Here is a 12,916-nt window from a genome sequence, read left to right on the forward strand (position 1 = left end):
TATCATTTTTCATGCTGGGGCGTCCCAGTAGTTTTGTCACCATTATTCAGGTAGGTATGAGTGTTATTTATGTGTTATTGGCCATCAGCGTAGTTGTGGCCATCATCTTCTTTGGAGCGTTCATCATTTCCGTGAAAAGCGGACAATATGACGATTCCTATACGCCCTCCGTGCGCATGCTCTTTGAGGATGAACTGGTAAAGGACACTACAAAGGACAAAACCGCCCCAACCAACAAAACAGAATCTAATAACTAATCAATTATGGAAGTACAACAGTTCTACTACGACAACAAGGTCGTGAAAAAGTTTCTCTACGCCACTTTGCTCTGGGGCATTGTGGGGATGAGTGTAGGATTATTGTTGGCCTTTATGTTCCTCTTCCCGAACATAACGGACGGCATATCCTGGTTAAGTTTTGGCCGTTTGCGCCCACTGCACACCAATGCGGTGATCTTTGCCTTTGTGGGCAATGCCATTTTTGCCGGGGTGTACTACTCCACCCAACGCCTGTTAAAGGCGCGCATGTTCAGTGATTTCTTGAGCAACTTCAACTTTTGGGGCTGGCAGTTGATCATTGTGGCCGCGGCCATAACCCTACCCTTGGGCTATACCACCTCCAAGGAATACGCAGAACTGGAGTGGCCCATAGACATTGCCATAGCCTTGGTATGGGTGGCCTTTGGGGCAAACCTCATTGGCACCATGATCAAGAGAAGGCAGCGCCACCTCTATGTGGCCATTTGGTTCTACCTGGCCACCTTTGTCACCGTGGCGGTACTGCACATCTTTAACAGTTTGGAACTTCCGGTGGCGGCGCTAAAGAGCTACTCTGTCTATGCTGGCGTACAGGATGCCCTGGTACAGTGGTGGTACGGGCACAACGCCGTGGCCTTCTTTTTGACCACGCCATTCTTGGGCCTTATGTACTACTTTGTGCCCAAGGCGGCCAACAGGCCCGTTTATTCCTACAGACTTTCCATTGTCCATTTCTGGTCGCTCATCTTCATCTACATTTGGGCCGGACCGCACCACCTGTTGTACTCCGCACTTCCGGATTGGGCACAAAACTTGGGCGTGGCCTTCTCCGTGATGCTGATCGCTCCCTCTTGGGGCGGTATGATCAACGGCCTGCTCACCCTAAGGGGGGCTTGGGACAAGGTGCGCACCGATCCCACCCTGAAATTTATGGTGGTGGCCATTACGGGCTACGGCATGGCCACTTTTGAAGGGCCCATGCTGTCCTTGAAAAATGTAAATGCCATAGCCCACTTCAGTGATTGGATCATTGCCCACGTGCACGTTGGCGCCCTGGCCTGGAACGGCTTCCTGGCCTTTGGCATGATCTATTGGATGGTGCCCAAAATGTTCAAGACCAGACTGGCCTCGGTTGGCCTGGCCAATTTCCATTTCTGGATCGGCACCCTGGGGATCATCCTCTATGCCCTGCCCATGTACGTGGCCGGTTTTACGCAGGCCCTGATGTGGAAAGACTTTAACCCGGACGGCACTTTGGTGTACGGGAACTTCTTGGAGACCGTGAACGAGATCATGCCCATGTACTGGATGCGCGCCATTGGCGGCACCATGTACATCGTGGGGGCCGTTGTCATGCTATACAACATTGTGGTGACCATAAAGTCCGGCCAGAACGTGGAGGACGAACTGGCAGAGGCCGCCGCACTCACCCGTGTATCCGGCAAGAGAACCGTGGGAGAGACCTTCCACACCTGGTTGGAGCGCAAGCCCATACAGCTCACCATCTTGGCCACGGTGGCCATTTTGATCGGGGGCATCGTACAGATCGTGCCCACCCTTTTGGTAAAATCCAACATCCCCACCATAACCAGCGTTAAACCCTACACCCCCCTGGAACTGGAAGGCCGTGACCTCTACATCAGGGAAGGCTGTGTGGGCTGTCACTCCCAAATGGTGCGCCCCTTCAGGAGCGAGGTGGAACGCTACGGCGAATACGCCAAGGCCGGGGAATTCGTGTACGACCACCCCTTTCTTTGGGGAAGCAAGCGTACCGGGCCGGACCTCTTGAGGGTGGGCGGCAAGTATTCGGACAGCTGGCACTTTAACCATTTCTACGATCCACAGACCACCTCGTCCGGATCCATCATGCCCTCCTATTCGTGGCTCATCAAAAACGAGCACGATCGCGGCGATATCAGGGCCAAAATGGAAGCAATGGTGACCTTGGGCGTACCCTACTCCCAAGAGGAGATAGACAATGCCGAGGCCCTTATGGATGCCCAGGCCGCACAGATCGAGAAGAACCTTTACAGCGATCCGGACTTTGTGCGCTCCTACGAAGCGGACAAAGCCTATGCCCAAGAGAACGGCGAGGAGTTCATAGAGATGCGGGACCGTGAAGTGGTGGCCATGATCGCCTACCTACAACGTCTGGGCACGGACATAAAAATCAAGGAAACGGACGAACTGCTCAGCGAAAACAATAAATAAGAAAGACGGTGGGCCCCGACCTTTAATGGGCCTTCGATAAAAACATCACATCATGCTAAAATTTGTAAAAGGATATATGGAAGACATAGAGGGCATAGCCTCCTATCCCATCTTCTCCCTACTCATTTTCTTTGTCTTCTTCATGTTGCTCTTCTGGTGGGTCTTTACGGCCTCCAAGGGCTACATAAAGGAAGTAAGCGAAATACCCCTGGACGAAGACGAAACACCAACGTCCCAACCACAATGAAAGCACCTTGACCAACAACCTAACCCTTTAAAAAAACAACAGATGAAAAATATGATACCTTGGTGGATCAGGATACCACTTATATTCTTTGCGGTTGCCGGACTGATGGAGTTCTTCATTGATTCCGGGGAGCAGCCCGCCTTCCTGGCCTATCCCATGGCCGGAGTGTTCCTCATTTTTGTACTGCTTTTGCTCATTGGCATTGAGTTGATACTCATTTCCATAGAGAACGTGCTCTTCCAGACCCTTTCCGAAGAGGCCAAAGAGCGCTACCTGGCCTCCACAGCCCCCAAAAACCTGGAGTGGAAATGGGGCAAACAGATGTACAAAAAGCTCTTGGGGTCCAAGCCCATGGAAAAAGAGGGCGAAATTATTCTGGACCACAACTATGACGGCATCAAGGAACTGGACAACAACTTGCCGCCATGGTGGGTGTACATGTTCTATGCCACCATCATTTTCGGGGTGGTGTACATGCTGCGCTTTCATGTCTTTAACGACTATGACCAGGACACCGAGTACCTCACGGAGGTGGCCATAGCCCAAGCGGAGATCGAGGAATACAAGAAAAACGCCAAGGACCTGGTGGATGTGAACACCGTGGAGCTCCTTACGGACGCGAGCGACCTCAGCGCCGGCAAGGCCATTTACGAAGCCAGTTGTGTGGCCTGTCACATGGCGGACGGCGGTGGCGGCATTGGCCCCAACCTTACCGATGAATACTGGATCTTGGGCGGGGGCATCAAAAATGTCTTCAACACCGTCTCCGAGGGGGGTAGGGCCGGAAAGGGCATGGTGGCCTGGAAACAGAGCCTTAAGCCCCTGGAAATGGCACAGGTATCCAGTTACATCCTCACCTTTCAAGGGAAGACCGCGGCAAACCCCAAGGAACCCGAGGGCGAGATTTGGATAGACCCGCACATGACCTCCCCCGAGGCCCCGGCAGTGGACTCGGTGAGCATTGAGGTGGAAGTGGACACCCTGGAGTACCAAGAGGTCATTGACCAGGGCGGTACCGTTATAGAATAATCACACCAAACCAACGGGAGGCACCTCCTTTGCAAGGGTAGGCACGCAAGTACGATGGCGCGCCCGCACCGATCAAAAAGGGGCGCTATGGCAAGGCACCCGCCCACTGGAGAGGATCTCGAGGGGCAAGGCAACAAAAATGAACTAAAAAGAAAAAAAACAACCATCCCTTTAACCACGTGTACCAAATACTGTTTTAATGGCACAAGATCAGGACAATTTTAGGGATTCAATAGGGACCATAAACGAGGAAGGCAAGCGCGCATGGGTATTTCCCAAAAAACCGAGCGGCAGGTTCTACGAGTACAGGAAGTATGTGAGCTATGCCCTGCTGGCTTTTTTGATCGCATCCCCGTTCATTAAGATAAACGGCAACCAGTTCTTGATGTTCAACGTACTGGAGAGGCGGTTCAATATTTTTGGTTTTCCGTTCTGGCCACAGGATTTTCACCTGTTTGTGATCTCCATGATCATCGGGGTCATTTTCATTGCCCTGTTCACCGTGGCCTTTGGCCGTATTTTCTGCGGATGGATGTGCCCACAGACCATCTTTATGGAAATGGTCTTTAGACGCATTGAATATTGGATAGATGGCGACCGCGGCGCACAGATGAAACTGGACCGACAGCCCTGGAACGCACAGAAAATAAAAAAGAGGGCCTTGAAATGGACCATTTTCTTTGTCATTTCCTTTGTGATCGCCAATGTGTTCCTGGCGTATTTGATCGGGAGCGACAAACTGATCAGCTATATCACGGACGGTCCGCTGCTGCACTTGAGCACCTTTGTGGCGCTCTTGGTCTTTACCGGGGTCTTCTTTTGGGTCTTTGCCTGGTTCCGGGAACAGGTGTGCATCATTGCCTGCCCCTACGGCCGCATGCAGGGCGTGTTGCTGGACAACAAAAGCATTGTGGTGGCCTATGACCACAAAAGGGGCGAAGCGGAAAACGGCCGGAAGAAATGGCGCAAGAACGAGGACAGACAGGCCCTTGGACACGGCGACTGCATTGATTGTTTTCAATGTGTGAACGTGTGCCCCACGGGCATAGACATCAGGAACGGGACCCAGTTGGAATGTGTTAACTGCACCGCCTGCATCGATGAATGCGACACCATCATGGAAAAAGTGAACCTGCCCAAGGGACTGATCCGTTACGCCAGTGAGGATGAGATTACCAAAAAGGAAAAATTTAAGTTTACGCCAAGGCTCAAGGGCTACACGGCCGTACTGGGCATCCTGACCGCGGTCTTGATCGGCATGCTCTTTCTAAGAAATGACCTGGAAGCCAACATTTTGCGCCTGCCCGGGCAATTGTACGAACACAAGGAGAACAACATCATAAGCAATGTGTACACCTTTAAGTTGTTCAATAAAACGGTCAAGGACGTGGAAGATGTCTCCTTTAAACTGTTGTCGCACAAGGGAACCATAAAAATGGTGCGCAAAGAGCAATTTCTGGTGCCCGCCCAGGACCTGGCAGAAGGCACGCTGTTCATTGAGATCAACAATGCCGCCATTAAAAGCGATAAAGAAAAGGTAAAAGTGGGCGTTTACAGTGGCGATAAATTGATCGAGACCACCATAACCGCCTTTATGGCTCCACGGAGCTACAACTAAAAAGAAATGTCATGAAAATTAATTGGGGAACGGGAATTGTTTTGGCCTTTATAGGATTTATTGGGTTTATCCTCTTCTTTGTGGTGCGCATGTCCATGGAGAGCAATGCCAGCCATGAATTGGTCACGGAAGACTACTACAAACAGACCCTGGCCTACCAAGAAGAGATCAATGCACAGAACAATGCCCGGGACAACAAGGCCCAACTCACCACCAAAAGATTGGACGGTGGCATTCAACTGTCCTTCCCCGAACAATATGAACCTAAGAAAATCACAGGAACAGTGTCCCTATACAGACCATCTAATGAACACTTGGATTTTGACTTACCCATAAGTCTGTCCAATGCACATTTGCTCATACCTGACAAACGTTTGTTGGATGGTCGTTGGGACATTTCTGTTTCCTGGGAGTATGAAGGTAAAAAATACCTACATAAAGATAAAATAACCTATTGAAATGATCTATTCCGCCCTCATACTGGGTCTTATGGGCAGTTTGCACTGCGTGGGCATGTGCGGGCCCATTGCCTTTATGCTGCCGGTGGATCGCAACAATGGCGCAAAGCGCTTTGGCCAGACCCTGCTCTACCATCTGGGACGGCTATTGGCCTATGGCACCATAGGGCTCGTATTTGGGCTGTTGGGCAAGGGGCTCTATGTGTTTGGCATGCAACAGAAGCTCTCCATTGCCATTGGGGTGCTCATGATCGCGGTGGTGCTCATTCCCTACCGCACCTTTAATAAGTACAACCTCTCCAAGCCCCTTTACAACATCATTGGGAAAGTAAAGAACAAATTGGGCGCGGAACTCAAGAAAAAATCCCCGGACACCTTCCTTACCATTGGGTTTTTAAACGGGTTTCTTCCCTGTGGCCTGGTGTACATGGCCCTGTTTGGCGCCATGGCCATGGGCAGTGCCGGCCAGGGCAGCCTGTACATGGTCCTATTTGGCCTGGGCACCATCCCTTTGATGACCACGGCGGTCTATCTGGGCGGTTTCCTCAAGAGCCATACCAAGCAGCGCATACAAAAGCTCATTCCCGTATTTGTCATTGCCATGGCCTCCCTTTTCATCTTAAGGGGCCTGGGCCTGGGCATCCCATACGTCTCCCCAAAACCCGTGGCGCAGATCAGCGCCACCAGCGGAATGGAGTGCCACACCAACACCCCTGGAGCCCATGAGCCTACTGCCCAATGATATTGTCCTAAGGCCCAGGTTTCAACTGGAACCCCAGGGCGAGAAAGAAGCGTTGTTGGCCCATTTTGAAAAAAGCGACCACCCCCCCTTTCTCATTAAAAGATCGGACGATCACCTCTTCATTAAGTTCAATGGGGACGAGATCAATTTCTGGTCGCCACAACTGCAGTTGGAAATTGTGGAAGACCACGACCATAAAACCAGGATCTATGGCCTCTTTGGCCCCAACCCCACCCTTTGGACCTTTTTTATGTTCCTGCACTTTGGGGTGGCCACCATTTTTGTGATCCTCGGCATTTGGGCCTACTCCAGTGCCGCGCTGGACAAGCCCTATGCGCTGCAAGTGGGCCTTATGGCCTTGATGGTGGCACTCTGGTTTGCCCTCTACGCCTTTGGCCGTTTGGGCAAGCGCAAGGGAAGGACACAAATGGAAGAACTGCACCGCTTTATGACCGAAGAGCTGGCCAAGGCGGGCGCTGCCACCTGAGAGCGCCCATACCCCCATCGCCGGCCCGTTTCAACACAGCATTGCAATGCCGTTTTTTTGGTGAACCCGACCCTTTACCCCTATCTTAGTGCTGTACTTGAAAACAAGGACCACGATATGACGGCAACAGGGAAGAAAGACATTGGCAACAGGGAAGACGTGGCCCTTTTGGTGAACACCTTTTACGCAAAAGTGCGCCAAGACCAGGTGCTTGGCCCCATCTTTAACGACATCATAACCGACTGGGAGGCCCACCTGACCTTATTGACCGACTTTTGGGAGACACAGCTTTTCTTAAGGCGAAAGTACACCGGAAACCCGGTCACGGCCCACCAAAAGGCAGATGATCGGGTGCAGGGCGGGATCACCAACGAACATTTTGGCCTCTGGCTAAACCTTTGGTTTGCCACCATTGATGCCCTTTTTAATGGGGAAACGGCCTGGATCGCCAAGAACAGGGCGCAGAAAATGAGCACCATGCTGTACATAAAGATCTTTGAGCACCGGGCATCGCAATGAGGCCGTCCGTAAGAACATAAGGGCGATGCACCCCATTATTGGGCATTATATCCCACCAATAAACGGATTTTGGAAACATTGTCTATTTTTGCGGGCATAAAATGCAATCTATGACACTACTATTAATGGCCGCCGGCAGCGGTAGCCGATACGGAAAACTAAAACAATTTGACGAACTGGGGCCCAAGGGCGAATTCTTGATGGAATTTGCCATTTACGATGCCATAAAGAACGGTTTTGGGCAGATCGTGGTCATCACCAAGGCCGAAAATGTTTCCTTTTTAAAAGACCATCTGAGCCAAAGACTGCCCCAAGACGTAAGATTGGATGTATTGGCCCAAGAACTGACCGATATTCCGGAAGGGGCCAGTTTTAGCGGGGAACGCAAAAAGCCTTGGGGCACCGCCCATGCGGTCTGGACGGCAAGAAATGTCATTTCCGGCCCCTTTACCGTACTCAACGCGGACGATTTCTACGGACAGGCCGCCTACCAAAAGGCCGCCGAGTTCATGCGGGGCAACCAGACGGACTATGCCCTCTTGGGCTATACCCTGAAAGACACCCTTTCTGAGCATGGCTCCGTGTCCCGCGGCGTTTGTGAAGTGGATGGAGACAACCTCATCGAAGTGCAAGAACGTTTAAAGATTGTGCAACAAGGGGATGTTTTAATGGACGAGGATTCCGGGCTTACATTTACCGGGCACGAACAGGCCAGTATGAACTTTTGGGTCTGCAGGCCGTCCATCTTCCATAAAATAGAAGATGCCCTGCGCATTTTCCTAAAGAACAACAACCTGGTGGCCAACAGCGAACTGTACCTGCCCTTCATGATCCAGGAAATGCTACAGGCCAACGAGGCCGTGGTAAAGTGCATTCCCTCCGGTGGCGAATGGTTTGGGGTCACCTACGCCAGCGACAAGGAAAAGGCCCTGGAGAACCTCAAGAGAAAGACCGATCAAGGGCAATACCCCTCACCGTTATGGGCCTAAAAAATTATGACAACACCCCAGAAGAGCTCCGTGCCATTCTGGGGTCTTTTTATGTGCCCCATAGTGAGGCCCTTGAACTGCGGCCCCTTACCACCGGCTTTATCAATGACACCTATTTGGTGCACGATGCCCAGGGCCCAAAATTTATCCTGCAGCGCATAAACCATAAGGTGTTTGCCAATGTGGACGGATTGATGGGCAATGTCTCCAAGGCCCTGGAGCGGCTCAAAGCAGACGATTATAAGGACATAACCCTACTAAAGACCAAGGAGGGCACCTTCTTCCTGCCCTTTAAAAACAGTTTTTGGAGGTTGATGGAATTTGTGGACGACAGTGTTACTTATGACAACGCCACCACCCCCCAAATTGCCTTTGAGGCCGGAAGGGTATTGGGCAATTTCCATAGGTTGATGCAGCACGCCGACCCAGCGGACTATGTGGACACCATTCCCCTGTTTCACGACCTTTCCGCGCGCATACGTCAGTTTGGGGATTCCTTGATCCACGGAAGCGAGACGCGCCTTGACCTGGCAAAGCCCACCATAGACAGTGTACAGGGCATTTACAGGAAACTGAAAAAAATGGACCTGAACGCACTGCCCCTGCGCGTTTGCCATAACGACACCAAACTGAACAACATCCTTTTTTCCAGGAAGACGGGGCTGGCCCTGTGCCTCATAGACCTGGACACCATCATGGCGGGCCGCTTTTTGTTCGATTTTGGCGATGCGGTGCGCACCATAGCCAACACGGCAGCGGAAGATGAGCGCGACCTGGGCAAAATTGGCTTTGACCGGCCCCTTTTTGAAGCTTTTGTAAAAGGGCTCAAGGTGCACGGCAGTTTCCTCACGGAAGAAGAGGTGGCCTCCCTGCCCTTGGGCGCGGTGCTCATGCCCTTTCTTCACGGATTGCGCGCACTCACGGACTACCTGAACAATGATGTGTACTACAGGGTAAGCTATGAAACCCAAAACCTGGACCGGGCCATGAGCCTGTTGGACTGCGCCCAAAAGACCCTGCACGAGCTCCCCTTCATGGAAAGCTGCGTCCGGTCCCACTTGGGACATGCCGGGTAAGCCCGGGGACCACAACCAAAAAGAGCCCGACCTTTACGGACCGGACTCTTTTATCGAGAACACTATATGAAAATGAAAAAAATTATTTGTTTATGATTACACTGTAAAAGTAAGCCCAGGACCGCGACCCACAAAAGGTTTGTTGTGAAGGCCCCCAAAGGTGTGGCCAAACAAGACAAAAATGATGGGTGGGGAAAAAATGCCCCGAACCACAGGTCCGGGCTTTCAGGTTTTGGGGCCGAAAGGACTTTTCTATTGGCGCAAAGGAAATCTGGCACGGAATGGCCTGCCCCTACCCTTCTAGAACATTCGTTCGCCTTTACATCCTCGTTGTGGCCAGAACGGTAAACCGCGCAGCCCCTGCCGCTGAGCTCGTTGCCAGTCTTGGACCGTTTACAAATTATCGTTGGAGAATTTCTCTTTGCCCATAATGGTGTACTATTTAAAGTTAAAAAAACAGCGGGCACATGCCCCCGCTGTTTTTTCATTTACACACTTTATGAGAGAAAGTAGAAATTGAACACAAACGGGGCACCATCAAGCAAGCACAGCTTTTGGAAAAGTACAAATTGATAAGCTCCCATACGTGTAGGCGTTTATTTTGTACCAATGCTTATTTGAATGGCATCGATGTACAGTTGATCATGAAAATTTCAGGACACAAGTCTGAAAAGGCTTTTCGTCGTTACCTGAAAATCTCTAATCATGAAGCTGCCCAAAAGTTAAAAGAGGCTTGGGGATTGGATTGAATTAGTCTCAAAGGATTTTGGCCCATTTAGATGCCATGAGAGATTATCATCTCGAACAGACTAAAGAAATTCCCTAAAATTATTTCTGTGGATTACTTCGATAATGGCGTTGTAACTTTCCATAAAGGACTTGGGAAGTTTCGCTTTGGCTTTTTCATTCCACTTAAACTCAAAGCCCGTAATTTCGCCTGAGACCTCTTCAACGTAATCGATTTCCTGTTGCTGTTTTGTACGCCAAAAATAGGAATTGGCCAAGGAGCCATCGTATGCCAGTTTTTTGATGCGCTCGGCTATCAAGAAGTTCTCCCAGAGCCCTCCTTTATCACTTCTGCTGTCCAACAGATTGAAATTCCCGATGATGGCATTTCTCACCCCTGTATCGTAGAAGTAAATTTTTTGGTTGGTCTTTATTTCGTTCCGTAGGTTTCTGCTGAAACTTGATAACCTAAAAATCACATACCCTTTTTCAAGAACATCTATGTAATTGGAAACGGTATTCTTATCTACGCCCACCAATTGGGCAAGTTCGTTGTAACTCACCTCGCTACCCAACTGCAAGGCCAGGGCACGAAGTAACTTTTCCAGCACTTGGGGCTTTCGTATTCCGCTAAATGCCAAAATATCTTTGTAGAGATAACTGTTTGTCAATTGTTTTAAAACCTCAATTTCGTCCCCAGGATTGTTAATGACATCGGGATACATACCGTAAAGGATTCTTAATTCGATCTGCTGCTCTGACTTTACATAACCAATACTTTCCTCCAACTCCTGCCAAGAAATGGGATATAATTTGTATTCCCATTTTCTTCCGGTCAATGGCTCGCCGGTCTGATTGTTCAGTTCAAAGGCCGAAGAACCGCTTACCAATAGCTGAACTTTTTTGAACTGGTCGGTGATGATTTTTAAGGTCAACCCAATATTCTCGATACGTTGAGCCTCATCGATGAACAAAGTATTATAGTTGCCGATAATGCTTTTCAATTGCTCGGTGTTAGGGTCGGTCAATAGATTTCTTACGGTGGAATCATCACCATCCAAAAACAGATGTTCCCTATTTTCTAAAATGGAATTGATCAAGGTCGTTTTTCCAACTTGCCTTGGTCCGATAACTAGGATTGCCTTTCCTTTATCCAGTTTTTGGGCGATTTTCTCCTCTAAGACTCGCTTAATCATAAGATTTAGTGAATTTATTCACCAAAAGTAATGCTTTTTAGTGAATTTAATCACAAAAAGACCACGTTTAATAATTTGGAATAATTTCTCTTTTCGTCTAAAAATTGATTTTATGGAATTGTCCTTCTAGAGAAAAACTCCCAGCCCCGTAATCATTTTTCTTGCAACTGTTTTCCAATAAATGACAAAAACGGTTTTTCCTCTGTGGGCGGTTGGTTTCTCGGACTTCTATAGAGAATGCTTTTTACTTTTAAAATATTACTGTCGTGTTCTATTTCCGTGTGATTAAGCCCGTAGCGATGAGCAAGCGCATAGGTATTCCCGGTTTGCATATAAAACAATGGATAGGTTGTCTTGTCCAACCCTTCGGAGTCGATGACTATCCTGTCATCCTCTCCATTTAATATCAGATAACCAGATTCTTTAATTTCCTTGCCATTGGGGTCGTTGACAGTAATAGTTAAGTCCCATTTTCCTTGAGGTTGTTTCACTCTGGTTTCCTTTCTCAAGAATGGAATTGCCATAAGGTGCGCAGTTTCTTCAACATTACGTGGACTGTATGTGTTGGCCATAATTGCAATAACCAGACCATCCTCAGGAAAAATGCCCAGAATACTTCTGGCTCCGCCCATGGCACCGGCATGTTCGAAGACAGGTCGTGTGTTCATATCCCCATTACGACGCCAACCGATACCAACTCCGGTTTCTTTGCCCGATGCCAGTTTTTGACTTTTAAAAGCCTCATCTACCATTTCATTTTTAATAAAACCATCGAGGTAAGCGTTGCCCAGTTTAACCAAATCCGATGGTGTAGAAACCATGCCGCCACCACCCCATTTATAGCTGGGGTCTTCAGGATCATCAATCCTGTAGGGTTTGCCACTCTTGTCCAATCCAAATAGCTCTGTCATGTTGGTCGAATTCCGACCTCTTAAATCTGGACCTGTATCATCCATCTTCAATGGACGGAACAGTTCATTTTGCAAGTAATCCAAAAAAGGTTCTCCAGATGCTCCCTCTACCACTGCGGACAAAAGTGTGAAACCATATGTTGAATAGATATATTTGGAACTCGGTTTTTGCAAAAGATCAAGATGTGAAAAACACACCCAGAGACTCGGTCACAGAATTATAAAAATGATTTTGGATACTGTCTTTTGATGAGTAATGTGGCATTCCTGAAAGATGCCCGGCAAGTTTTCGCGCGGTTATTGGAAATTGTTTTGACGGATACTTGGGTGCAAAAAACGGGCATAGTATACCACCTGCGGCGGATGAAAGTGAGCCACCCGCGGCGGATGAAAGTGAGCATAGTGTGGCGGATGAAAGTGAGCCACTAAAAAGATCGATTCTATTTGAGT

The 12,916-nt window shown here is 49.3% G+C and carries 14 protein-coding genes and 1 pseudogene; 12 read left to right on the forward strand and 3 right to left on the reverse strand.

All coding sequences use genetic code 11. The features are described 5' to 3' along the window. Window positions 1-56 precede the first annotated feature (56 nt). From ccoS to ACKWCC_RS07455, 12 genes are all read left to right on the forward strand, one after another. Window positions 57-257: a cbb3-type cytochrome oxidase assembly protein CcoS gene (gene ccoS, locus ACKWCC_RS07400; RefSeq protein ID WP_413995277.1), complete on the forward strand. Its 201-nt coding sequence runs from the start codon at window positions 57-59 to the stop codon at window positions 255-257. A gap of 6 nt (window positions 258-263) precedes the next feature. Beyond that, on the forward strand, window positions 264-2,468 hold the full coding sequence (ccoN, locus tag ACKWCC_RS07405) for a cytochrome-c oxidase, cbb3-type subunit I (protein WP_413995278.1): 2,205 nt from the start codon (window positions 264-266) through the stop codon (window positions 2,466-2,468). A gap of 52 nt (window positions 2,469-2,520) precedes the next feature. Beyond that, window positions 2,521-2,715, forward strand: coding sequence for a CcoQ/FixQ family Cbb3-type cytochrome c oxidase assembly chaperone (locus tag ACKWCC_RS07410; protein ID WP_413995279.1), 195 nt, complete (start codon window positions 2,521-2,523; stop codon window positions 2,713-2,715). Between the two features lie 42 nt (window positions 2,716-2,757). Next, window positions 2,758-3,744 (forward strand): cbb3-type cytochrome c oxidase N-terminal domain-containing protein, encoded by a 987-nt coding sequence (locus tag ACKWCC_RS07415; protein ID WP_413995280.1) that lies wholly within the window; start codon window positions 2,758-2,760, stop codon window positions 3,742-3,744. 199 nt (window positions 3,745-3,943) lie between these two features. Continuing rightward, window positions 3,944-5,362 (forward strand): cytochrome c oxidase accessory protein CcoG, encoded by a 1,419-nt coding sequence (gene ccoG, locus ACKWCC_RS07420; protein ID WP_413995281.1) that lies wholly within the window; start codon window positions 3,944-3,946, stop codon window positions 5,360-5,362. Window positions 5,363-5,373: 11 nt separating this feature from the next. Next, complete coding sequence (locus ACKWCC_RS07425) at window positions 5,374-5,820, forward strand: FixH family protein (protein WP_413995282.1); 447 nt, start codon at window positions 5,374-5,376, stop codon at window positions 5,818-5,820. A 1-nt stretch (window position 5,821) separates the two neighbouring features. Beyond that, window positions 5,822-6,562: a sulfite exporter TauE/SafE family protein gene (locus ACKWCC_RS07430; RefSeq protein WP_413995283.1), complete on the forward strand. Its 741-nt coding sequence runs from the start codon at window positions 5,822-5,824 to the stop codon at window positions 6,560-6,562. Then, complete coding sequence (locus ACKWCC_RS07435; protein WP_413995284.1) at window positions 6,543-7,049, forward strand: GTP-binding protein; 507 nt, start codon at window positions 6,543-6,545, stop codon at window positions 7,047-7,049. Before ACKWCC_RS07430 ends, ACKWCC_RS07435 begins: the two co-directional genes overlap by 20 nt. A gap of 117 nt (window positions 7,050-7,166) precedes the next feature. Next, the gene (locus ACKWCC_RS07440; protein WP_413995285.1) at window positions 7,167-7,568 is read left to right on the forward strand and encodes a group III truncated hemoglobin; all 402 of its coding nucleotides are present in this window, start codon (window positions 7,167-7,169) and stop codon (window positions 7,566-7,568) included. A gap of 110 nt (window positions 7,569-7,678) precedes the next feature. Then, entirely contained in the window at window positions 7,679-8,557 is an 879-nt protein-coding gene (locus ACKWCC_RS07445) for a nucleotidyltransferase family protein (RefSeq protein ID WP_413995286.1), read from the forward strand. Further along, window positions 8,548-9,633 carry a phosphotransferase enzyme family protein gene (locus ACKWCC_RS07450; RefSeq protein ID WP_413995287.1) on the forward strand — a complete coding sequence of 362 codons (1,086 nt, stop codon included), beginning with the start codon at window positions 8,548-8,550 and terminating at the stop codon, window positions 9,631-9,633. The genes ACKWCC_RS07445 and ACKWCC_RS07450 overlap by 10 nt, the downstream gene beginning before the upstream one ends. 536 nt (window positions 9,634-10,169) lie before the next feature. Beyond that, on the forward strand, window positions 10,170-10,382 hold the full coding sequence (locus ACKWCC_RS07455) for a tyrosine-type recombinase/integrase (RefSeq protein ID WP_413995292.1): 213 nt from the start codon (window positions 10,170-10,172) through the stop codon (window positions 10,380-10,382). Between the two features lie 60 nt (window positions 10,383-10,442). Here the strand turns inward: ACKWCC_RS07455 and ACKWCC_RS07460 are convergent, their stop codons facing one another. The 3 genes and pseudogenes from ACKWCC_RS07460 to ACKWCC_RS07470 form a co-directional block, all read right to left on the reverse strand. Continuing rightward, window positions 10,443-11,555, reverse strand: a complete 1,113-nt coding sequence (locus ACKWCC_RS07460; protein WP_413995288.1) for an ATP-binding protein — start codon at window positions 11,553-11,555, stop codon at window positions 10,443-10,445. Between the two features lie 152 nt (window positions 11,556-11,707). After that, a complete protein-coding gene (locus ACKWCC_RS07465) occupies window positions 11,708-12,664 on the reverse strand; it encodes a serine hydrolase domain-containing protein (RefSeq protein WP_413995289.1) in 957 nt (318 codons plus the stop codon). Next, window positions 12,645-12,916: pseudogene (locus ACKWCC_RS07470) on the reverse strand (hypothetical protein); the annotation flags it as partial. The pseudogene ACKWCC_RS07470 and the gene ACKWCC_RS07465, both read right to left, overlap by 20 nt.

The sequence above is a fragment of the Maribacter aquimarinus genome, assembly GCF_047345505.1.
In the GTDB taxonomy this organism is placed as follows: domain Bacteria; phylum Bacteroidota; class Bacteroidia; order Flavobacteriales; family Flavobacteriaceae; genus Maribacter.

Coding starts and splice junctions, on each gene's coding strand:
- ACKWCC_RS07430 (WP_413995283.1), top strand. CDS start 5,822: ATGATCTATTCCGCCCTCATACTGGGTCTTATGGGCAGTTTGCACTGC.
- ACKWCC_RS07450 (WP_413995287.1), top strand. CDS start 8,548: ATGGGCCTAAAAAATTATGACAACACCCCAGAAGAGCTCCGTGCCATT.
- ACKWCC_RS07440 (WP_413995285.1), top strand. CDS start 7,167: ATGACGGCAACAGGGAAGAAAGACATTGGCAACAGGGAAGACGTGGCC.
- ACKWCC_RS07435 (WP_413995284.1), top strand. CDS start 6,543: ATGAGCCTACTGCCCAATGATATTGTCCTAAGGCCCAGGTTTCAACTG.
- ACKWCC_RS07410 (WP_413995279.1), top strand. CDS start 2,521: ATGCTAAAATTTGTAAAAGGATATATGGAAGACATAGAGGGCATAGCC.
- ACKWCC_RS07445 (WP_413995286.1), top strand. CDS start 7,679: ATGACACTACTATTAATGGCCGCCGGCAGCGGTAGCCGATACGGAAAA.
- ACKWCC_RS07425 (WP_413995282.1), top strand. CDS start 5,374: ATGAAAATTAATTGGGGAACGGGAATTGTTTTGGCCTTTATAGGATTT.
- ACKWCC_RS07415 (WP_413995280.1), top strand. CDS start 2,758: ATGAAAAATATGATACCTTGGTGGATCAGGATACCACTTATATTCTTT.
- ACKWCC_RS07460 (WP_413995288.1), bottom strand. CDS start 11,555: ATGATTAAGCGAGTCTTAGAGGAGAAAATCGCCCAAAAACTGGATAAA.
- ccoN (WP_413995278.1), top strand. CDS start 264: ATGGAAGTACAACAGTTCTACTACGACAACAAGGTCGTGAAAAAGTTT.
- ccoG (WP_413995281.1), top strand. CDS start 3,944: ATGGCACAAGATCAGGACAATTTTAGGGATTCAATAGGGACCATAAAC.
- ccoS (WP_413995277.1), top strand. CDS start 57: ATGAGTGTTATTTATGTGTTATTGGCCATCAGCGTAGTTGTGGCCATC.